The organism is Nocardioides sp. GCM10028917 (assembly GCF_042666175.1).
Taxonomy (GTDB): Bacteria; Actinomycetota; Actinomycetes; order Propionibacteriales; family Nocardioidaceae; genus Nocardioides.
The window spans coordinates 252,369-272,767 of sequence record NZ_JBHTFL010000003.1 but is presented as its reverse complement, the minus strand read 5'-3'; the positions used below and the strand labels follow the sequence as shown (position 1 = coordinate 272,767).

The following is a 20,399-nucleotide window of genomic DNA, read 5'->3' as shown; positions in this document are numbered from 1 at the left end:
CTGACAGAATCGACCGCATGACGTCCCACGAAGCCCCGGAAGCCGAGATGCTCCCGGGGCTTCGTGCTGCCGTCGACGACGCCAAGGCCAAGGCGGCGGCGACCCGGCGGCGCACGGCTGCGGCCTGGCAGCCTGCCCAGACCGACCCCGTCGCACGGGTCCTCGTCGACATCGCGCTGGCCCACCTCGACCGGCCGTTCGACTACGCGGTGCCGACGGGGATGGCGGAGACCGCAGTGCCGGGCGCACGGGTCAAGGTGCGCTTCGCCGGCCAGGACGTCGACGGCTACGTCGTCGAGCGGACGGGCCACACCGACCACACCGGGGCCCTCCAGCCGCTGCGTCGCGTGGTGAGCCCCGAGCCGGTGCTCGCGCCGGAGATCGTCGACCTCAGCGAGACCCTGGCCCGGAGGTACGCCGGCGCGCGGTCCGACGTGCTCCGCCTGGCCGTGCCGCCCCGCCACGCGGCCACGGAGAAGGTCGCGTCCGAGCGCGCACCCGAGCCCCCGTCGGTCGAGGCGCCCACGACCTGGTCGGAGGTCGGCCACGCCGACGCCTACCTCCGCCACCTCGCCTCCGGCGGGTCGCCGCGCGCGGTGTGGGCGGCAGCCCCCGGAGACGACTGGCCGGCGATGGTCGCCGAGGCCGTGGCGACGACGTACGCCGCCGGGCGGGGCGCGCTGGTCTGCGTCCCGGACCGCCGTGACGTCGCGCGGGTCGACGCCGCCCTGGCTGACCGGCTGGGTGAGGGGCACCACGTCTGCCTGACCGCCGACGGCGGCCCCGCAGCCCGCTACCGCGACTTCCTGGCCGTGTCCCGCGGAGCGCGACGGATCGTCGTCGGCACCCGCTCCGCGGCCTTCGCGCCCGTGCACGACCTCGGTCTCGTGGTGCTGTGGGACGACGGCGACGACCTCCACGCCGAGCCCCGCGCGCCCTACCCGCACACCCGGGAGGTGCTCCTCGTCCGCGCCGAGCAGCAGGGGACGGCGGCGCTCCTCGGTGGCGTGGCCCGCACCCCGGAGGCCGAGCAGCTGGTCGCCACCGGCTGGGCCCACGAGCTGGCGGTGCCGCGCGAGGTGCTGCGGCGGCGCGCCCGCGTCGAGGTCGTCCCGGCCGAGGACCGCTCTGTCGGCACCCGCGTGCCGCGCGCCGCCTACGACGCCATCCGGCGCGGTCTCACCTCCGGGCCGGTCCTCGTGCAGACGCCGCGTGCCGGCTACGCCGCGTCGCTGGCCTGCGACACCTGCCGCGCCCCCGCCCGCTGCACCGCCTGCACCGGACCGCTGGTCGTGGACGGTCCGGCGGTGCCACCGCACTGCCGGTGGTGCGGCCACGTCGAGGCGGCCTGGGCGTGCCCCACGTGCGGTGGCCACGGGCTTCGCGCGCCGGTGCGGGGCGAGGCCCGCACCGCGGAGGAGCTGGGCCGGATGTTCCCCGGCACCACCGTCCGCAGCTCCAGCGGCGAGCGGGTCGTCGACCGGGTCGGCGAGGCGGCCGACCTCGTGGTCGCCACCGTCGGGGCCGAGCCCGTCGCCGACGAGGGCTACGCGGCCGTCGTCGTCCTCGACACCTGGCTGAGCCTGGCCCGCGACGACCTGCGGGCGGCCGAGGAGGCCCTGCGCCGGTGGCTCAACGCGGCGGCCCTGGTGCGGCCCGGCGGCCACGTCGTGGCGGTGGGCGACCCGGCCCACCCCGCGCTGCAGGCGCTCGTGCGGTGGGACCCGACCGGCTTCGCCCGTCGGGAGGCGCAGGAGCGCTCGCAGGCCCACCTCCCGCCGGCTGCCCGGCTCGCGACGGTCACGGGTGACCTCGGGGCGCTCGACGACGTCCTCCACCTGGTCGACCTGCCCGCCGGGGCGGAGGTGCTCGGGCCGGTGCCGGTCGACGACGAGCACCGGGTCCTTCTCCGCGTGCCGCGGTCCAGCGGCGAGGCGCTCTCCCGCTCGCTCGGCGACCTCCAGCGGCTGCGCTCGGCCCGCAAGCTCGACCCCGTCCGGATCCAGGTCGACCCCCTGTCGATCTGAGCGGCCGCCCGCCGCCACCCGGGTCGTGCGCAGACGTCGCACGTCACGCCGCGCGGCGACCGGCCGCCATGACGGCACCGCCGGCGGCTCCCTAGACTTGGCCACTGCTCGAACGCCCGAGCCAGTTCCGCCCCAGTCCACCCAGTCCGCGACCAGCCGAGCGAAGGAGCTCCGTGGCCGTCCAGCCCATCCGTCTCTTCGGTGATCCCGTGCTCCGCCAGCGCGCGGTGGAGGTCGACGACTTCGACCGCGAGGTCCGCCAGCTCGTCACCGACCTGACCGACACGATGCTCGCCGCCCCCGGCGCCGGCCTCGCGGCACCGCAGATCGGTGTGGGCCTCCGAGTCTTCACCTGGAACGTCCACGGCGAGGTCGGCCACCTGGTCAACCCCTCCCTCGAGCTGTCCGACGAGACCCAGGACGGAGCGGAGGGCTGCCTCTCCCTCCCGGAGCTGACCTACGACTGCCTCCGCGCGCTGACTGTCGTCGCGACCGGCTTCGACATGCACGGCGAGCCGCAGCGGATCGAGGCGTCTGAGCTCCTGGCCCGCGCCATGCAGCACGAGACCGACCACCTCGACGGCATCCTCTTCATCGACAAGCTCGACACCGCCGCGCGCAAGGCGGCGATGAAGGAGATCCGCGAGTCCGAGTGGTTCGGGCTCGAGCGGCCGACGGTCCGGTTCAGCCCCCACCCGACGAACGGATTCGCCCGATGAAGGTCCCCAGCTGATGCGCGTCGTCTTCGCCGGCACGCCCGAGGTCGCCGTGCCCGCGCTCGACGCGATCGCCGACAGCCGCCACGAGCTCGTCGGCGTCGTCACCCGACCCGACGCCCCGAGCGGGCGGGGTCGCAGGCTGGTCGCCAGCCCGGTCGCCCAGCGGGCGGAGGAGCTCGGCGTCCCCGTCCTCAAGCCGGAGCACCCGCGCGACCCGGACTTCCAGCAGGAGCTCGCTGCGCTGCGCCCCGACGCCTGCCCGGTCGTGGCGTACGGCGCCCTGCTCCCGCAGTCGGCGCTCGACCTGGTGCCGCACGGCTGGATCAACCTGCACTTCTCCGTGCTCCCGTCCTGGCGCGGCGCCGCCCCCGTGCAGCACGCGATCTGGGCGGGCGACGAGGTCACCGGCGCGACGACCTTCCGGATCGTCAAGGCGCTCGACGCCGGACCGGTCTTCGGGGTGATGACCGAGCGGGTGCGGCCCACCGACACCTCCGGCGACCTCCTCGCGCGCCTGGCCGAAGGAGGAGCGGGCCTGCTCGTCCAGACCCTCGACGGGATCGAGGACGGCACCCTCGAGGCGCGCGAGCAGCAGGAGGAGGGCGTCTCGTTCGCGCCCAAGATCCTCGTCGAGGACGCGCGCGTCGACTGGAACCTCCCGGCCGTGGCCATCGACCGGCAGGTGCGCGCCTGCGATCCAGCCCCGGGTGCGTGGAGCACCTTCGAGGGTGAGCGGATCAAGATCGGGCCGCTGCGCCCGGTCGACCGCGAGCCGCTGGCCCCGGGTGTCCTGGAGGTCACCAAGAACGCAGTCCACGTCGGCACCGCGACCACGCCCGTTGAGCTCGGTCAGGTCAAGGCCTTCGGCAAGAAGCAGATGGGTGCCGCCGACTGGGCGCGCGGCGTACGCCTGGAGTCGGGCGTCCGCCTCGGCGAGCAGGACGCCTCCTCGTGAGCCGGCCCGCTCGTCCGGAGGACGTCGACGAGATCTGCGGCAGCCTGCCGGAGACCGAGCTCGGGATCTCCTGGGGCGACCGACCGACCTGGAAGGTGCCTCGGGGCGACAAGGGCAAGGGCTTCGTGCTCTACCGCGCGCCGCACAAGTCCGCCGTCGACGCCGAGACGGGGGAGATGTACGACGACCTGGTCGTGATCACGACGCCGACCGAGGTGGAGAAGCACGCCCTGGTCGCGGACGAGTCCACGCCGTTCTTCACCATCGACCACTTCAAGGGCTACGCCGCCGTGCTCGTGCAGCAGTCACGGCTCGGGGAGATCGGCCGCGACGAGCTCGAGGAGATCATCACCGACGCCTGGGCGGCCAAGGCCCCCCGGAAGCTCGTGCGGGAGCACCTCGGTGAGTGACCGCCGCGGCCCGGTCGACAAGGCCCGTCGCGCGGCGCTCGACGTGCTCACGGCGGTGCGCACCGACGACGCCTACGCGAACCTCGTGCTGCCGCAGGTCCTGCGCAAGCACGGGCTGGCCGGTCGCGACGCCGCGCTGGCCACCGAGCTGTCGTCCGGGGCCATCCGGATGCACGGGTTGTACGACGCCGTCATCGACGCCTGCCTGACCAAGCCGCGGCTCCAGCCGGAGGTCCGCGACGTGTTGCGGCTGGGGACGCACCAGCTGCTCTCCATGCGGGTCCCCGACCATGCCGCCATCTCGACCAGCGTCGACCTCGTCCGCGCCGCCGTCGGCCGGGGACCTGCCGGCCTGGTCAATGCCGTCCTGCGCACGATCAGCCGACGCGACCTCGCCGGATGGGTCGCGGAGGTCGCCCCGAACCGGCAGGACGACCCGTACGCCCACCTCGCCGTCGCCCGGTCCCACCCCCGGTGGGTCGTGGCGGTGCTGGGAGAGGCGCTGGCCGCGTCCGTCGGCAGCGACGAGGAGCTCGACGCGCTGCTGGAGGCCGACAACGCCCCGCCGCGGGTCACGCTGGTCGCGCGTCCCGGCATGGCGACCGTCGAGGAGCTCGAGGCCGCCGGCGGCACCCGCACCGGCCGGTCGCCGTACGCCGTGACCCTGGCCGGTGGCGACCCGTCGGCCGTCCCTGCGGTCGCCGAGGGACGCGCCGGCGTGCAGGACGAGGGTTCGCAGGTCGTCGCGCTCGCGCTCGCCGACGCCTCGGTCGACGGACGGGACGAACGGTGGCTCGACCTGTGCGCGGGGCCGGGGGGCAAGGCCGCCCTGCTGGCGGCGCTCGCCGCCCAGCGCGGCGCCGTCCTCGTCGCCAACGAGCGGCAGCCGCACCGGGCCGCGCTGGTCGCGTCCGCGCTGCGTGCCACACCCGAGGCCGCCGCACATGTGCTCGCCGGCGACGGCATGCGCCCCGCCTGGCTCCCCGGGACCTTCGACCGGGTGCTGGTCGACGCCCCGTGCTCGGGGCTCGGTGCGCTCCGCCGACGTCCCGAGTCGCGCTGGCGGCGCACCCCCGAGGACGTCGAGGCGCTGGTGGCGATCCAGCAGGTGCTGCTCGACGCGGCGCTGGAGTCGGTGCGACCGGGCGGGGTGGTCGTCTACGCGACCTGCTCGCCCGTCGTCGCGGAGACGACCGACGTCGTACGCGCCGTGCTGGCCCGCCGCGGCGACACCGACGAGGTGGACCACTTCCAGCTGTGGCCGCACCGCGACGGCACCGACGCGATGTTCGCGGCCACCCTGCGGCGACGGGCCTGACCCGGCACGACGGTCGCCGTGGCGAGGGCTCGCCTGATCGCGGTATCTAGGGACGTTGTGGTCGGCTTCGACCCCGAATCGCCTACCGATTCGTCCCTAGATACCGACAGAAGGGCCACTGGGAGCAGGCGCGGCGACGGCGTGGGTGGCGGCAGACCACATGCGAAGGCTCCCCGTGGCTGCGACGTGCCGCCACCCTCCGGGCTCCCGTGGAGCTTTCCGGCCACCAATTGGGGTGACTTCCACGCCTGGGCGGTTCACATCCTTTGCTCTGACCAGCATGATGGAGGCAGCTCGGCACACCGGAGGGGTGTGCCGTGTCACGGGGAGCAGGAGCAGGAATTCATGCACGTGCGCAGCATCATGACGGCCCTGGCCGCCACGACCTTGACCCTGACGGTGGGGACGACACTGATCACGAGTCCCGCCCACGCCGCGGGAGGCTCGCGCACGCTGTCGGGGCCCGCCACGGGCGACGCCGACGTCTACCTCACCTACGTCGGGTGCACCGACCTGCTCGGCAACGCAGCCGCGCCCGCCTCTCGCATCAACCTCGGTCCCTACGCCGCTCCGCTCGGACGCCGGTCGCTGGGCCTCGTCCCGACCGCCGCCGGTAGCGCAGCCGGCCCCTACGCCTCGTTCGACTCGCTCGCCGGCCTCGACTCGTCGGTCGCCGTCGCGGCCACCGGTGGCAGCTCGGGTGTCTCCTGGGTCATGGCCGTGAGCCGTCAGAGCCCGGCCGGCACCGCCTGGCGCGGGCGCGCGGCCGTGTCGGCCCCCGCCGGATCCTGGACCACCGTGTCCTCCTCCTCCCTCACCTACGACTGGGCGCTCGTCGAGCTCGGCTCGGGAGCCGTCGTCGATCGGGTCGGTTCGGCGACACCGGCGCAGTTCGCCGCCGCCCACGGCGACGGCCCCGGCTTCGCGGTCACCGGCTTCGGCTGCGACGGCAAGGCCTTCAATCTCGACGCCGTCCGGGCCTCCGGCTCGACCCTCGACTTCGAGGGCGTGGCGCTGTCCACCAGCATGGCGGCGGGCCGCCAGCAGGTGAAGCCCGACGAGGAGGTCGAGCTCACCGGCCGGGTCACCGACGGGTCCGGACGCCTCACGGGCGACCCGCTCGTGCTGGAGTCCCGCTCGCCCGGCGGCCAGTGGGCGCCGGTCGGCAAGCCGGTCCTCGCGTCCCGCGACGGCGTCGCGCGGGTCGTCGTACCCGTGGCTCAGACCACCGAGTTCCGCTGGCACCGTCCCGAGAGCCAGTACGCCGACGAGGGCTGGTCCGGCGTCGTCACCGTGACCGTGGACAAGCCGCAAGAGACCCAGCCCGGCGACCAGCAGACCCAGCCCGGCGACCAGCAGACCCAGCCCGGCGACCAGCAGACCCAGCCCGGCGACCAGCAGACCCAGCCCGGCGACCAGCAGACCCAGCCCGGCGACCAGCAGACCCAGCAGCAGGACGGGCAGCAGCAACAGCAGCCCGAGCAGGAGCAGCCGTCGGAGACCTCGGCGCCGTAACGGCTCCCGCGACGGCTGGTGGTCTCGGTACGCCCGGTCGCGCCCTCGTGCCTCGGGCGCGCGGCCACTCGACCTCGTGCGCCACGCCGGACGCGACTGCGTCGCCTCCGACTAGGCTCCTGACATGGCGTCGCCGTTCACCGAGATCGAGGTCGACGACCGCGTCGTCAAGGTCACCAACCCCGACCGCGTCTACTTCCCCCCGACCGATAGCTCGCCGGGCGGTGCGACGAAGCTCGACCTCGTCGAGTACTACCTCGCTGTCGGCGACGGGATCGTCAACGCCCTCCTCGAGCGTCCGTGCATGCTGCACCGCTTCCCCAAGGGCTTGGCGGGCGACAAGGTGCACCAGAAGCGCCTGCCGGCCGGCGCTCCCGAGTGGGTCGAGACCGTCCAGCTGTTCTTCCCGCGGTGGAAGCGCACCGCCGACGAGCTGTGCGTGACCGAGCTGGCGAGCGTCATCTGGGCGGTGCAGATGTCGACGGTCGAGTTCCACCCGTGGAACAGCCGGCGCTCCGACACCGAGAAGCCCGACGAGTGGCGCATCGACCTCGACCCGGGTCCGGAGTGCGACTGGGCCACCGTGCAGCGCGTCGCCCACGTCGCCCACGAGGTGCTCGACGAGCTCGGTGCCGTCGGGTTCCCCAAGACCAGCGGCGGGTCCGGCATGCACGTCTACGTGCGGATCCCGCCCGACCACGGCTTCCAGGACGTACGCCGCGGCGCGCTGGCGTTCGCACGAGAGGTCGAGAGACGGGCCGGGGGAGAGGTCACGACGGCGTGGTGGCGCAAGGACCGCGACCCCTCGCAGCTCTTCGTCGACTACAACCAGAACGCCCGCGACCACACGATCGCTGCCGCCTACTCGGTCCGGGGCGTGCCCGAGGCCCGCGTGTCCGCGCCGATCCGGTGGGACGAGGTCGACGACTGCGTGCCCGACGACTTCACGATCTTCACGATGCCTCAGCGGTTCGCGGAGATCGGCGACCTGCACGCCGGCATCGACGACCACCCGTTCGACATCGCGCCGCTGCTCGAGTGGGCCGCCCGCGACGAGGACGAGGGCGCCGAGGCGCCGCCGGAGCCCGAGGACACCTAGCCGGTCGAGCGGACCCGGTCGTCGAGCAGCGTGAGCGCCGCGCACGCGAGGACCCCGTCGGCGCACAGGGTCGGCGCGGCGAGGAGGAAGACCTCGCGGTCGTACCACTCCACCCGGTCGACGCCGGGCTGCAGGGCCAGCGCGGCGTCGAGGTCGATCGCAGCCCCGGCGTCGGTGTCGTCGTAGTGGACCCGCGCGTCGTCGTCGGCGACGAGGTGCCACGTGAGGTCCGCCGGCTCGTCGGGGACCTGCTCGTCGCTGCGTGCCGGGCGGACCGAGAGGCCCCCGGAGCCCAGCAGGTCAGCCACCGTGACGGGAGCGGGCTCGAATCCGAGGTCCTCCGCGAGCGCGGTCGTGAAGGGGAGGACCGTCTGCAGCAGCCCGTCGTCGAGGTGTCGGGCGCAGGAGCAGTGCGGACGCTCAGGCGGTTGCCATCCGGCGGTTTGCTCCGGTCGCCGGCGCCGGGAGAAGAGACCCACGCGCGCATCATCGTGCGACCTGGGGTCGGCTGTCCGTGAATTCGGCCACGCGGCCACAGGCCGCGCACAGGTCGTCCTCATCGTCCTCTCACCCTCACGACGTACCGTCTGGGGATGCAGCAGAACAGGTCCGCCCGGCCGCGCACAGGTCGGGTCGCGGTGGTCGTGAACACCGCAGCCCGCCGCGGGGCGCGAGCCCTGCCGCTCGTGGAGGCTGCCGTCCGCGGTGTGTCGGACGACGTGACGGTGCACCCGGTGCACGGCGGGCGCGAGCTCCTCGAGGCGCTGACGGTCGCCGTCGGGTCCGAGCCCGACCTGCTCGTGGTCGGTGGAGGTGACGGCACGATCGGCTGCGCGGCCGCGATGGTCGCCCACTCCAGCACCGCGCTCGCCGTGCTGCCCCTCGGGACCGCCAACGACTTCGCCCGCACGCTCGGCGTCCCCGACGACCTGGCGGCCGCGGTCGACACGCTGGTCCACGGCCACGTCGTCGACGTGGACCTCGGGCGCGTCGACGGGCGCGCCTACCTCAACGTCGCCTCGGTCGGTCTCTCCGTCGCGGTCACCCAGCGGCTCACCCCGGCGCTCAAGCAGCGGCTGGGCCGCTTCGCCTACCCGGCGGCCACCCTGGCCGCGTACCGGTCCCACCGACCGTTCGCCGCCCGCCTCGAGCTCGACGACGGCACCACGCTCGAGCTCGACGACCTCATGCAGGTCGCGGTCGGCAACGGGCGGCACTACGGCGGTGGCCTCACCGTCGCGCCGGACGCCTCCATCGACGACCACCAGCTCGACGTGTACGCCGTCGAGCAGGGCCGGCTGCGCGACCACGTCTCGGTCGCGCGCCTCCTCCGCACCGGGCACCTCGTCGACCACGACCGGGTGCACCACGTCACCACCCGGCGCCTGCGCCTGGTCACCGACGAGCCCCTCCCCATCAACCTCGACGGCGAGATCGCGGCCACCACGACCGCGACGTTCGAGGTCGACCGCAACGCGCTCCACGTCGTCGTACCGGCCGGGAGCCGTGCCGCGCGTCTCGACGGTCCCGGGAGTCACTAGGCTCGCCCCGTGGGCATCCAGATCACGCCGAGCATCCTCAACGCCGACCTGTCGCGCCTCGCCGACGAGGTGGCCAGGATCCCCAGCGCCGACTGGGTGCACGTGGACGTCATGGACAACCACTTCGTGCCGAACCTGACTCTCGGCCTGCCCGTCGTCGAGGCGCTCAGCAAGCACGCCTCCCAGCCGATCGACGCGCACCTGATGATCGAGGACGCCGACCGGTGGGCGCCGGCGTACGCCGAGGCGGGGTGCGGGTCCGTCACCTTCCACGCGGAGGCGGCCAAGGCACCGGTGCGGCTCGCCCGCGAGATCCGGTCCCAGGGCGCCCGCGCGTCGATGGCGCTCAAGCCGGCGACGCCGATCGAGCCCTACGAGGCGCTGCTGCCCGAGCTCGACACGGTGCTCATCATGACCGTCGAGCCCGGCTTCGGGGGCCAGAAGTTCCTCGACCTGTGCCTGCCCAAGATCCGCACCGCCCGCGAGCTGATGCGCAAGCACGGCGTCGAGACGTGGCTCCAGGTCGACGGTGGCGTGTCGCTGGAGACCATCGAGCGGTGCGCCGAGGCCGGGGCCGATGTCTTCGTCGCCGGCTCGGCCGTCTACTCCGCCGACGACCCCGACGCGATGGTGCAGGAGCTTCGCGAGCGGGCTGAGGCCGTGAGCGGCTGATGGAGCTGGCGCACCGCTACGACCGGATGTGGGAACGGCTGCTCCTTCTGCTCGACACCCTCGGTGAGGTGGACGCGACCACACCCGGGCGGCTGCGCCTCCGAGCCGAGGGGCACCACATCGAGATCGTGATGGCCGAGCGGGACTGGCAGGACATGGCAGGCACCGTCCACGGGTCCTTCGTCAGCGCTGCGGCAGAACTGCTCCTCGCGATCAAGCGTGCCCAGATGAACGGGGCGCCCTTCCTCGTCTTCGACACCTACGAACTCCATCCCTCGGCGACGGCGCGGAGCCCTGTGCAGGCCGAGCGCGATGCGGATCGCCAGCGGATCGAGGAGTACCTCCTCACACACCCGGGCGCTCGGTTCCAGGCGCGCGCCCACTCACCGGACCCGGACGAGACGTCGTGAGTCGCCCGGCGACGGTCGACGACATCCACGCCACGGCGCGTGCGATGCCCCACGTGACCGTCGTACGACCTGAGAAGAACCCCGTCTACCAGGTGGGCAGCAAGTCGTTCGTGTTCTTCCGGACGCCACGACCCGACGCGGTGGACCCCGAGACGGGTGAGCGCTACGACGACGTCGTGGTCATCTGGGTCGCCTCCGAGGGGGACAAGCAGGCGTTGCTCCAGGACGAGCGACTGCCGTTCTTCACCACGGCACACTTCGACGGCCACGCGTCGGTGCTGCTGCGCGCCTCTCGGGTGGGGGAGATCGATCGGGACGAGCTCGTCGAGATCATCGAGGAGGCCTGGCTCGCGCAGGCGTCGGACCGTCGCGGCCGCGCCTGGCTCGCCTCGCGCGAGCTCGAGCCGTAGGGACCGGTCCGTAGGTTGGGGGCATGACCGAGTCCGTGTGGGACTACCCCCGCCCGCCGCGCGTCGACCCGAGCAGCGAGCACGTCGTGGTCACCCACGGTGGGCTCGTCGTCGCCGACACCACCGCCAGCCTGCGGGTGCTGGAGACCAGCCACCCGCCGACGTACTACCTGCCGGCCGCCGACTTCGCCGAGGGAGTGCTCCGCCCCGGGCAAGGCGCCTCCTGGTGCGAGTGGAAGGGTCAGGCGGCCTACTACGACCTGGTGGTCGGCGACGAGGTCCTCCCGGCCGTGGCGTGGACCTACCCGACGCCCTCGACCGGCTTCGAGACGCTGGTCGACCACGTTGCGCTGTATCCGGGCCGGGTCGACCGCTGCACGGTCGACGACGAGGTCGTCCGACCGCAGCCGGGCAGCTTCTACGGCGGCTGGATCACGTCGCGGGTCACCGGACCGTTCAAGGGCGCGCCGGGCTCGTCGGGCTGGTAGCCGCCGGCGAAGAGGGTCAGCCCGCGAAGAGGGTCAGCCGCTGCCGGATGATCTTGCGGCGCAGCACCACGCGCCGCTTGCCGTCGTTGCCGATGCGGAGCCGGTCGAGCTCCCAGCCACCGTGCTCGGCCCGCTCGACGAGCACGCGGGTGACGACGTTGCGGGAGAAGTCCTTGGGCAGCACGAGCGTCTCGAACTCCCACTCCACCCCGCGGCCGGGTGGGCGGCGCTGGATCCTGGCCATCGTCTCTCCCGTCTCTCCTCGGATCGTGCGTCTTCAGTCGGCCGACACGTCGTCGAGCGCGTCGACGATCTCCGGCGGCAGGGTCAGCTCCTCGATGCCGAGCGCTCCCTTGAGCTGCGCGGCCGTGCGGGCGCCGACGATCGGGGCGGCGACCCCGGGCCGGTCACGTACCCACACGAGCGAGACCTCAAGCGGCGACCAGCCGAGGCCGTCGGCGGCGCGCACGGCGGCCTCCACAATCCCGCGGCCGCGCTCGTCGAGGTAGGCGCCCACGAACCCGGCGAAGTGCTCGGTCGCGGCGCGCGAGTCCGACGGGGTGCCGGTGCGGTACTTCCCGGTCAGCACGCCCCGCCCGAGGGGCGACCAGGGAAGGACCCCGAGACCCAGCGCCCGCGCGGCCGGGACGACCTCGTGCTCGACGTGGCGGTTCAGGAGCGAGTACTCGACCTGGGTGGATGCCAGCGGCACCCGCCCGGGGACGGCCCGTTGCCAGGTCGCGGCCTGCGCGGTCTGCCAGCCGGTGTAGTTGGAGACGCCGACGTACGACGCGCGGCCCGAGGTGACGGCGAGGTCGAGGGCGCTGAGCGTCTCCTCGACCGGGGTCTCGTCGGTCCACACGTGGGCCTGCCAGAGGTCGACGTGGTCGACCCCGAGCCGCTTCAGCGACGCATCGAGGGTGGTCAGCAGGCTGCCGCGGGAGGTGTCGGTGACCCGCGCGCCCGTACGCCGGTGGATGCCGGCCTTCGTCGCGAGGACGACCTCGTCGCGGGCGACGACGTCGCCGATGAGCGTCCCGATCAGCTCTTCGCTCGCACCGTCGCCGTAGCCGGCGGCGGTGTCGACCAGGGTGCCCCCGGCCTCGGCGAAGGCGATGAGCTGGTCGCGCGCCTCGTGCTCGTCGGTGTCGCGGCCCCAGGTCATCGTGCCGAGGCCGAGCCGGGAGACCTTGAGCCCGGTGGCGCCGAGGGAACGCTGCTGCATGGTGGTGAGGGTAGCCACGGGTCGTGCGCGGACCGCACGGGACGCGCCCGTAGGCTCACGCCTCGTGATCGATCTCCTCAAGGCAGTGGTCCTCGGCGTCATCCAGGGGCTGACGGAGTTCCTGCCGATCTCGAGCAGCGCGCACCTGCGGATCTTCCCCGAGCTGTTCGGCTGGGGCGACCCGGGAGCGGCGTTCACGGCCGTGATCCAGATCGGCACCGAGCTCGCCGTGCTCATCTACTTCCGCAAGGACATCTGGCGCATCGGCAGCACGTGGGTGCGCTCGCTCTTCAAGGCCGAGTACCGCGGCACGATCGACGCTCGGATGGGCTGGTTCATCATCATCGGCTCGCTGCCGATCGTGGTGCTCGGGGTCCTGCTCAAGGACGTCATCGAGCGCGACTTCCGGAACCTGTGGATCACCGGCACCACCCTGATCGTGATGGGCGTCGTGCTGGGCATCGCCGACCGCATCGGGCGCACCGACCGGCCGCTGGGCAAGCTCACCCTGAAGGACGCGGTGCTGATGGGCATCGCGCAGGCGCTGGCCCTCGTCCCCGGCGTCTCCCGCTCGGGCGCCACGATCTCGATGGGTCGCTTCCTCGGCTTCGACCGCGAGGCCGCGACCCGGTTCGCCTTCCTGCTCGCGATCCCCGCGGTCGTCGGCGCCGGGCTCTTCGAGCTCAAGGAGATCCCGCACGGCCACAACGACTTCGGCTGGGGCCCCACCATCACCGCCACGGTCGTCTCGTTCGTCGTCGGCTACGCCGCCATCGCCTGGCTGCTGCGCTACGTCAGCACGAACTCCTACACGCCCTTCGTGATCTACCGGATCCTGCTCGGCGCGGGCACGCTCATCCTGCTCGGAGCCGGCGTGCTGACCGCCTGAACGTGTCGGCCAGCAGCACCAGCGCCACGACCTGGGTGACGGCGACGACGGCCACGAGGGCCGGCACCGACCGGTCGTAGAGCCACCCGGCGGTGACGCCCCCGACGATCGCGAAGAGTCCCTGGATCCCTGCGAAGACGCCGTACGCCGTCGCGCGGCGCGGCGCGTCGACCAGGTCGGCGACCACGGCCTTGACCGTCGAGTCCTGGACGCCCTGGGCCACGCCCCACGCGGCGACGCCGCCCAGGACCGCGACCATGGCCGAGCCGAGCGCGAGAGCCGGCACGAGCGCCACCAGCACCGGCACGAGGAGCAGCACCCGCGGGCCGGTGCGGTCGTAGACCGAGCCGACGGCGAGTGCCGCGACCGCCTCGACACCCATCGCCGCGGCGTACACCACGGGCACGGCCGCGACGGGCACCACGTCGTCGACGGTGAGGTGGTAGCCGATGATGCCGAAGGTGACCAGCGCTCCCGTGGTCAGCGACGCGGCGACGGCGTAGCGGAAGAAGTCGGCCGGCAGGCCCGAGCCGACGACGTTCGCCCACCAGCCGCGGCGCGGGACCGGGTGCTCCGGGGCCGCCGGCGCGGGTGAGTCGTCGTACACGCTGGGGTCGGGGACCCGGCGACGGAGGGTGAGCAGCAGGACCATCGCCACCGCGCCGGGCACGGCGAGCACGGCCATGCCCCACCAGAGGGACGCGACCGCGACGACACCGGCGACCACCAGCGGTCCGGCGAACGCGCCCACCTGGTCGAGGGCCTTGTGCACCCCGAAGCCGCGCCCACGGCCCACGGCGGTCGCGACGTGGGCCAGCAGCGCGGACTTCGACGGCGACCGGACCGCCTTGCCGAGGCGCTCGAGCAGGATCATCGTGGAGGCGAAGGCCAGCCCGGCCGCACCGAGGCGCGGCGCCAGCGCGATCAGCGGGACGCAGACCGCGGTGAGGCCGTAGCCGACGATCGTCAGGGACCAGTAGCGGCCCGTGCGGTCGGCGATCGGGCCGAACGCCAGGCGCATGACGAGCGCGACCGCCTCACCGGCTCCGGTGACGAGCCCGACGACCACCGCGGACGCACCGAGGGCGGCGAGGACGGGGCCGTAGACCGAGCGGGCGCCCTCGTAGACCATGTCGGCGGCCAGGCTCACGAAGCCGAACCACCAGACCACCCGCCAGGCCGTGGGAGCGGCAGTGGCGGATCGCGTCACAGCCACCCGGACTTCTTGAACCAGGCGAACAGGCCCACCGACACCCCCACCATGAGCAGCAGCGCGAACGGGTAGCCGTAGGTCCAGTGCAGCTCGGGCATGTGGTCGAAGTTCATCCCGTAGACGCCGGCGATGAGCGTGGGGACCACGATCAGCGCCGCACCGGCCGAGATCTTGCGCATGTCCTCGTTCTGCTGGACCGAGATCCGGGCGAGGTGGGCGTCGAACGCCGTCGACAGCAGGCCGTCGAGGTTGTCGACCACCTCCGAGACCCGGTGGAGGTGGTCGGCCACGTCGCGGAAGTACGTCGCCGTCTCGGCAGTGATCCGCTCGTCGACGCCCGTCGCGAACTTCCGCATCGGCTCGCGCAGCGGCATGACCGCCCGGCGCACCTCGGCGATCTCGCGCTTGAGGACGTAGATGCGGTTGGAGTCGTCGGTGCGAGCCTCGGAGAAGACCGACTCCTCCACCTCGTCGACGTCCACCTCGAGCTCCTGGCCGACCTTCTCGTACTCGTCGACGACGCGGTCGCAGATGGCGTAGAGGACGGCCATCGGTCCGTGCTCGAGCACCTGGGCGCGGTGCTCGAGGTCGCGCCGTGCCGTCGCGAGGTCGATGCCGTGGCCGTGCCGCACGGTCACCACGAAGTCCCTGCCGACGAACAGGTTGATCTCGCCGGTCTCGACCGCGTCCTCCTCGTCGACATACCAGAGCGTCTTGAGCACCAGGAACAGCGTGTCGCCGTATCGCTCGAGCTTGGGGCGCTGGTGGGAGTCGCCGGCGTCCTCGACGGCGAGCGGGTGCAGGTCGAAGGTGCGCGCGATCAGCTCGAGCTCGTCATTGCTGGGGTCGTGGATCCCGATCCACTGGAAGTCCCCGGGGTCGCAGGGCACCCGCGCCCAGCCGAGGCTCTGGTCGTCGGCGTCACCGAGCTGGACCCGCTTGCCCTGGTGGTACAGGGCGTTGTCGACGATCACAGGGCCGAGGCTAGCCCCACTAATGTCTGGAGAATGCCCACCCTCATCCTCGTGCGACACGGCCGCTCGTCCGCCAACGCGACCGGAGTCCTCGCCGGCCGGCTGCCCGGCGTCCACCTCGACGACGCCGGGGTGAAGCAGGCGGTCGCGGTGGGGGAGCGGCTGGCAGGCGTACGGCTCGCCGCCGCGGTGACCAGCCCCCTGGAGCGCTGCCGCGAGACGTGCCGCGAGATCACCACCCGGCAGTCCGAGTCGCTGCGGGCCGCCAGCGACAAGCAGCTGTCGGAGTGCGACTACGGCGAGTGGCAGGGGCGGGCGCTCAAGGACCTCGCCAAGGAGAAGCTCTGGAAGACCGTCCAGGCGCAGCCGTCGGCGGCCACCTTCCCCGGCGGCGAGTCGATGCGGGCGATGCAGGACCGGGCGGTGGCAGCCGTACGACGCCACGACGCGCGGGTGGCGGCCGAGCACGGCGACGACGCCGTGTGGCTCGCCGTCAGTCACGGAGACGTGATCAAGTCGATCCTCGCCGACGCGCTCGGCACCCACCTCGACCTCTTCCAGCGCATCCACGTCGACCCGGCGTCGGTGTCGATCGTGCGCTACACCGAGTCGCGGCCCTTCGTGATCGGCACCAACACCCACGCCGGCGACCTCGCCTGGCTGACCCCGCCCAGGAAGCCCCGACGCGCGTCCCGCAGCCGGCGCACGGACGCCGAGGTGGGTGGAGGCGCCGGGCCTCAGACAGGCACGCCCTAGGGTGAGTGACATGCCCGTCGTGCACCGCTTCGACCCACCCGAGCGCTTCGTCGCCGGCACCGTTGGCGAGCCCGGCCAGCGCACCTTCTTCCTCCAGGCGCGCGAGGGCGCCCGGCTGGTCAGCGTCTCCCTCGAGAAGCAGCAGGTGCAGGCCCTCGCCGAGCGCATCGACGAGCTCCTCGACGAGCTGATGCAGGCCGTCGGCGGCGAGGTGATGATCCCGGTGATCGCGCCCCGCGACCTCACCGACACGCAGCCCCTCGAGCAGCCGATCGAGGAGGAGTTCCGCGCCGGCACGATGACCCTGTCGTGGGACGGGTCCGACGAGCGGGTCGTGATCGAGGTCTTCCCCTTCACCGAGGCAGCGGTCGTCTCGCCCGAGCAGCTCCAGGAGGACCTCGAGGACCTGCTCGAGCCCGAGCCGGAGGAGATCTTCCTCGTCCGGCTCACGGCCGCCGCGGCGCGGTCGTTCGTGGAGCGCTCGCTGTCCGTGATCGGCGCCGGTCGGCCCGACTGCCCCTTCTGCGGCGAGCCGATCGACCCGGACGGACACCTGTGCGTCCGTGCCAACGGCTTCCGGCGTCGTGATCCCTGACAGCACCCTCCCGGGCGGCTTCCCCACCGGGGAGCTGAGCCTGCACGGACGCGTGCTGCCGGCGTCCAATGCCACCTTCGTCGGCGAGCTCGGCGGCGTGCGGGTCGTCTACAAGCCGATCGCGGGGGAGCGCCCGCTGTGGGACTTCCCCCACGGCACCCTGGCCGCCCGCGAGGTCGGTGCGTACGCCGTCTCCGAGGCGCTGGGGTGGGACATCGTTCCGCCCACGGTCCTCGGCGACGGACCGCACGGCCCGGGCATGCTGCAGCTGTGGCGTGACGAGGTCGAGGACGCAGCCCCCGTCGACATCGTCGGCGAGGGCGAGGTCCCGGACGGGTTCCGACACGTCTTCGACGGCCTCGACGCCCACGACCAAGGGGTGTCACTGGTCCACGAGGACAGTGAGCCCCTGCGCCGGATGGCGCTCTTCGACGTCGTGGTCAACAACGCCGACCGCAAGGGCGGACACGTCCTGCCCATGCCCGACGGCCACCGGCACGGCGTCGACCACGGACTGACCTTCCACGTCGAGCACAAGCTGCGCACCGTGCTGTGGGGCTTCGTCGGCGACGCGATCAGCGCCGAGGAGGCCGACGGCCTGCGGCGGCTCTCCGCAGAGCTCGACGGGGAGCTGGGCGCGACGTTGTCCGCGATGCTCACCGACGACGAGGTCGAGACCACCAGGCGTCGGGTCGCCCGGCTGCTGGCACGGGGGACGTTCCCCGGCCCGCGCTCGTCGTCGTACCCCGTCATCCCCTGGCCACCCTTCTGAGGTCGCCCGTCCGGACCCTCACCACCGGCGGATAGGCTGCGCGACATGCGTGCCTGGTCGTCGCCCGACGTTCCCTCACTGCCCGTGACGGGCCCCGTCGTGCGGGTGCACGACACCGCGAGCGACGCCCTCGTCGAGACCCGGCCCGAGGGCCCGGCGCGGATGTACGTCTGTGGAATCACCCCCTACGACGCCACGCACATGGGGCACGCTGCGACCTACGTCGGCTTCGACCTGCTCAACCGCGCCTGGCGCAACGCCGGCCACGAGGTGACCTACGTCCAGAACGTGACGGACGTCGACGACCCGCTCCTGGAGCGCGCCACCAAGGTCAACGTCGACTGGTCCGAGCTCGCCCAGCGCGAGACCCAGCTGTTCCGCGAGGACATGGAGGCCCTGCGGGTCCTGCCGCCCGCGCACTACACCGGGGCGGTCGAGTCCATCCCGCAGGTGGTCGCGCTGATCCAGCGACTCGACGAGGCCGGTTCGGTCTACCGCGTCGAGGACGACCTCTACTTCTCGGTGACCGCCGACGACACCTTCGGGGCCGTGTCCGGGCTGGACCGCGACATGATGCTCGAGATCTTCCCCGAGCGCGGTGGTGACCCCGACCGCGAGGGCAAGAAGGACCCGCTCGACTGCCTGCTGTGGCGTGCCGAGCGACCGGGCGAGCCGGCGTGGCCCAGCCCGTGGGGCCCCGGCCGGCCGGGCTGGCACGTCGAGTGCTCGGCGATCGCGCTCGACCACCTCGGGGCCGCGTTCGACGTGCAGGGCGGTGGCAGCGACCTCGTCTTCCCGCACCACGAGATGTCGGCCGGCCACGCTCAGGTCGCCCATCCGGGCGAGCGGTTCGCGCGCACCTACGCCCACGCCGGGATGGTCGCCTACGACGGCGAGAAGATGTCGAAGTCCAAGGGCAACCTCGTCTTCGTCTCCGCGCTGCGGATGAGCGAGGTCGACCCGATGGCGATCCGGCTGGTGCTGCTGCGCCACCACTACCGCAGCGACTGGGAGTGGACCGACGACCAGCTCTGGGACGCTGTCGACACCCTCGCCACCTGGCGCCGCGCCCTCGCGCTCGGCAACGGTGCCCCGGCCCTCCCGTTCGTCGAGCGGGTGCTCACCGCGCTGGCCGACGACCTCGACGCACCGACGGCTGTCGCGGCCGTCCAGGAGTGGGTCGAGGCGACCCTCGGCACCACGGGCCTCGCTGACACCTCCGACCCCGAGGCCGCGGCGACCGTCCACCGGCTCCTCGACGCCGCCCTCGGCCTCTCGCTCTGACGTACGCCCCTCCTCGTCGCCCGAGCGGTGCGTGAGGCAGGTTCCGGGACCGCAGAACGTGTCTCACTCACCGCTGCGCGCCGTGTCGGCGTACGACTCGCCGGTGGGCGGTGAGTGAGGAGGATTCCCGTGGCCGGGGATGCCCCTCAGCCACCGCCCGAGCAGACGCCAGGCGGGCGGGCGGACGTCAGTCGGTGTCGCGGCGCTTGAGGTAGCGCTCGAACTCCCGGGCGATGGCCTCGCCGGAGGCCTCCGGCAGCTCGGCGGTGTCGCGGGTCTCCTCGAGCGCGCGGACGTAGTCGGCGACGTCCTCGTCCTCGGCGGCGAGCTCGTCCACGCCGCGTTCCCAGGCCTTGGCGTCGTCGGCGAGGTCACCGATGGGCATCGGGGCCTCGAGGAGCTCCTCGAGCTGGCCGAGGAGGGCGAGCGTCGCCTTGGGGCACGGCGGCTGGGCGACGTAGTGGGGGACCGCGGCCCAGTAGGAGACGGCCGGGATGTCGAGCTGGGTGCAGGCGTCGTTGAAGACGCCGACGATGCCGGTCGGCCCCTCGTAGGTCGACTGCTCGAGGACGAGGCGGTCGACGAGCTCGGGCTCGGTCGCGGTGCCAGTGACGGGGATGGGGCGGGTGTGCGGGGTGTCGGCGAGGAGCGCGCCCATCGTGACCACGAGCTCGGCGCCGAGGTCGTCGCAGGCGGCGAGGAGCTCGGCGCAGAACTGGCGCCACTTCATGTTGGGCTCGATGCCGCGCACCAGGATGACGTCGCGCTCGAGCTCGGCGGGACGCGCGACCGCGATCCGCGTGGTGGGCCAGGTGAGACGCCGGTAGCCGTTGACGTCGGTGCCGATGATCGGTCGGTTGACCTGGAAGTCGTAGAACTCCTCCGGGTCGATCGCGCCGATCACCTCGGCCTTCCACTGCTCGATGAGGTGGTCGACCAGCCCCGAGGCCGCGTCGGCGGCGTCGTTCCAGCCCTCGAAGGCGGCGATCACCACCGGGGAGACCAGATCCTGCACGTCGTCGAACTCGATCACCCGCCCAGCCTAGGGCGCCGTGTCCAGTCGTCCGTCGTGATTTCACCGCCCGACGCGCCGGGTGCCACCATGTGGGAAACCAGTCCGCCTGTCG

The 20,399-nt window shown here is 73.0% G+C and carries 23 protein-coding genes; 17 read left to right on the top strand and 6 right to left on the bottom strand.

What is annotated here, in order from left to right; all coding sequences use genetic code 11:
- The first annotated feature begins 17 nt into the window (after window positions 1–17).
- The 7 genes from ACFQW6_RS04685 (at window position 18) to ligD (ending at window position 8,043) form a co-directional block, all read left to right on the top strand.
- Complete coding sequence (locus ACFQW6_RS04685; RefSeq protein ID WP_378541784.1) at window positions 18–2,027, top strand: primosomal protein N'; 2,010 nt, start codon at window positions 18–20, stop codon at window positions 2,025–2,027.
- Between the two features lie 173 nt (window positions 2,028–2,200).
- Window positions 2,201–2,746 carry a peptide deformylase gene (gene def / locus ACFQW6_RS04680; protein WP_378541782.1) on the top strand — a complete coding sequence of 182 codons (546 nt, stop codon included), beginning with the start codon at window positions 2,201–2,203 and terminating at the stop codon, window positions 2,744–2,746.
- 13 nt (window positions 2,747–2,759) lie between these two features.
- A complete protein-coding gene (gene fmt / locus ACFQW6_RS04675) occupies window positions 2,760–3,701 on the top strand; it encodes a methionyl-tRNA formyltransferase (protein WP_378541780.1) in 942 nt (313 codons plus the stop codon).
- Window positions 3,698–4,111 (top strand): MmcQ/YjbR family DNA-binding protein, encoded by a 414-nt coding sequence (locus ACFQW6_RS04670; RefSeq protein ID WP_378541778.1) that lies wholly within the window; start codon window positions 3,698–3,700, stop codon window positions 4,109–4,111. Before fmt ends, ACFQW6_RS04670 begins: the two co-directional genes overlap by 4 nt.
- Window positions 4,104–5,429, top strand: a complete 1,326-nt coding sequence (locus tag ACFQW6_RS04665) for an RsmB/NOP family class I SAM-dependent RNA methyltransferase (protein WP_378541776.1) — start codon at window positions 4,104–4,106, stop codon at window positions 5,427–5,429. The genes ACFQW6_RS04670 and ACFQW6_RS04665 overlap by 8 nt, the downstream gene beginning before the upstream one ends.
- Window positions 5,430–5,774: 345 nt before the next feature.
- Window positions 5,775–6,944, top strand: coding sequence for a hypothetical protein (locus ACFQW6_RS04660; protein ID WP_378541774.1), 1,170 nt, complete (start codon window positions 5,775–5,777; stop codon window positions 6,942–6,944).
- A gap of 124 nt (window positions 6,945–7,068) precedes the next feature.
- Complete coding sequence (ligD, locus tag ACFQW6_RS04655; RefSeq protein ID WP_378541773.1) at window positions 7,069–8,043, top strand: non-homologous end-joining DNA ligase; 975 nt, start codon at window positions 7,069–7,071, stop codon at window positions 8,041–8,043.
- Here ligD and ACFQW6_RS04650 read toward each other — a convergent pair.
- A complete protein-coding gene (locus ACFQW6_RS04650) occupies window positions 8,040–8,522 on the bottom strand; it encodes a hypothetical protein (RefSeq protein WP_378541771.1) in 483 nt (160 codons plus the stop codon). The two genes, ligD and ACFQW6_RS04650, sit on opposite strands and share 4 nt — an antisense overlap.
- 114 nt (window positions 8,523–8,636) lie before the next feature.
- Between ACFQW6_RS04650 and ACFQW6_RS04645 the strand changes: the two genes are divergently transcribed.
- From ACFQW6_RS04645 to ACFQW6_RS04625, 5 genes are read left to right on the top strand one after another with little or no spacing between them, the layout of a single operon-like run.
- Window positions 8,637–9,584, top strand: a complete 948-nt coding sequence (locus tag ACFQW6_RS04645; RefSeq protein ID WP_378541769.1) for a lipid kinase — start codon at window positions 8,637–8,639, stop codon at window positions 9,582–9,584.
- A gap of 9 nt (window positions 9,585–9,593) precedes the next feature.
- Window positions 9,594–10,256: a ribulose-phosphate 3-epimerase gene (rpe, locus tag ACFQW6_RS04640; protein ID WP_378541767.1), complete on the top strand. Its 663-nt coding sequence runs from the start codon at window positions 9,594–9,596 to the stop codon at window positions 10,254–10,256.
- Window positions 10,256–10,666, top strand: a complete 411-nt coding sequence (locus tag ACFQW6_RS04635) for a hypothetical protein (RefSeq protein WP_378541765.1) — start codon at window positions 10,256–10,258, stop codon at window positions 10,664–10,666. The genes rpe and ACFQW6_RS04635 overlap by 1 nt, the downstream gene beginning before the upstream one ends.
- On the top strand, window positions 10,663–11,076 hold the full coding sequence (locus ACFQW6_RS04630) for an MmcQ/YjbR family DNA-binding protein (protein ID WP_378541763.1): 414 nt from the start codon (window positions 10,663–10,665) through the stop codon (window positions 11,074–11,076). Before ACFQW6_RS04635 ends, ACFQW6_RS04630 begins: the two co-directional genes overlap by 4 nt.
- A gap of 23 nt (window positions 11,077–11,099) precedes the next feature.
- Complete coding sequence (locus ACFQW6_RS04625) at window positions 11,100–11,564, top strand: DUF427 domain-containing protein (protein ID WP_378541761.1); 465 nt, start codon at window positions 11,100–11,102, stop codon at window positions 11,562–11,564.
- A gap of 16 nt (window positions 11,565–11,580) precedes the next feature.
- Here the strand turns inward: ACFQW6_RS04625 and ACFQW6_RS04620 are convergent, their stop codons facing one another.
- Together ACFQW6_RS04620 and ACFQW6_RS04615 are read right to left on the bottom strand one after the other, a co-directional pair.
- A complete protein-coding gene (locus ACFQW6_RS04620) occupies window positions 11,581–11,808 on the bottom strand; it encodes a DUF5703 family protein (RefSeq protein WP_179620627.1) in 228 nt (75 codons plus the stop codon).
- Between the two features lie 33 nt (window positions 11,809–11,841).
- A complete protein-coding gene (locus ACFQW6_RS04615; protein WP_378541759.1) occupies window positions 11,842–12,789 on the bottom strand; it encodes an aldo/keto reductase in 948 nt (315 codons plus the stop codon).
- A gap of 67 nt (window positions 12,790–12,856) precedes the next feature.
- Between ACFQW6_RS04615 and ACFQW6_RS04610 the strand changes: the two genes are divergently transcribed.
- Complete coding sequence (locus ACFQW6_RS04610; protein ID WP_378542597.1) at window positions 12,857–13,678, top strand: undecaprenyl-diphosphate phosphatase; 822 nt, start codon at window positions 12,857–12,859, stop codon at window positions 13,676–13,678.
- On the opposite strand, the gene ACFQW6_RS04605 is transcribed toward ACFQW6_RS04610, so the two are convergent.
- Both ACFQW6_RS04605 and corA read right to left on the bottom strand, forming a co-directional pair.
- A complete protein-coding gene (locus tag ACFQW6_RS04605) occupies window positions 13,644–14,894 on the bottom strand; it encodes an MFS transporter (protein ID WP_378541757.1) in 1,251 nt (416 codons plus the stop codon). The genes ACFQW6_RS04610 and ACFQW6_RS04605 overlap by 35 nt on opposite strands.
- Window positions 14,885–15,865, bottom strand: coding sequence for a magnesium/cobalt transporter CorA (gene corA / locus ACFQW6_RS04600; RefSeq protein ID WP_378541755.1), 981 nt, complete (start codon window positions 15,863–15,865; stop codon window positions 14,885–14,887). Before corA ends, ACFQW6_RS04605 begins: the two co-directional genes overlap by 10 nt.
- A gap of 33 nt (window positions 15,866–15,898) precedes the next feature.
- On the opposite strand from corA, the gene ACFQW6_RS04595 reads away from it, so the two are divergent.
- The 4 genes from ACFQW6_RS04595 to mshC are packed head-to-tail and all read left to right on the top strand — an operon-like array spanning window position 15,899 to window position 19,272.
- Entirely contained in the window at window positions 15,899–16,621 is a 723-nt protein-coding gene (locus tag ACFQW6_RS04595; protein WP_378541753.1) for a histidine phosphatase family protein, read from the top strand.
- Window positions 16,622–16,631: 10 nt separating this feature from the next.
- Window positions 16,632–17,216 carry a DUF3090 domain-containing protein gene (locus ACFQW6_RS04590; RefSeq protein ID WP_378541752.1) on the top strand — a complete coding sequence of 195 codons (585 nt, stop codon included), beginning with the start codon at window positions 16,632–16,634 and terminating at the stop codon, window positions 17,214–17,216.
- Window positions 17,206–17,988 (top strand): SCO1664 family protein, encoded by a 783-nt coding sequence (locus ACFQW6_RS04585; RefSeq protein ID WP_378541750.1) that lies wholly within the window; start codon window positions 17,206–17,208, stop codon window positions 17,986–17,988. The genes ACFQW6_RS04590 and ACFQW6_RS04585 overlap by 11 nt, the downstream gene beginning before the upstream one ends.
- A 45-nt stretch (window positions 17,989–18,033) precedes the next feature.
- Window positions 18,034–19,272, top strand: coding sequence for a cysteine--1-D-myo-inosityl 2-amino-2-deoxy-alpha-D-glucopyranoside ligase (mshC, locus tag ACFQW6_RS04580; protein WP_378541748.1), 1,239 nt, complete (start codon window positions 18,034–18,036; stop codon window positions 19,270–19,272).
- 187 nt (window positions 19,273–19,459) lie between these two features.
- On the opposite strand, the gene ACFQW6_RS04575 is transcribed toward mshC, so the two are convergent.
- Window positions 19,460–20,305 (bottom strand): PAC2 family protein, encoded by an 846-nt coding sequence (locus ACFQW6_RS04575; protein ID WP_378541746.1) that lies wholly within the window; start codon window positions 20,303–20,305, stop codon window positions 19,460–19,462.
- Window positions 20,306–20,399: the final 94 nt, after the last annotated feature.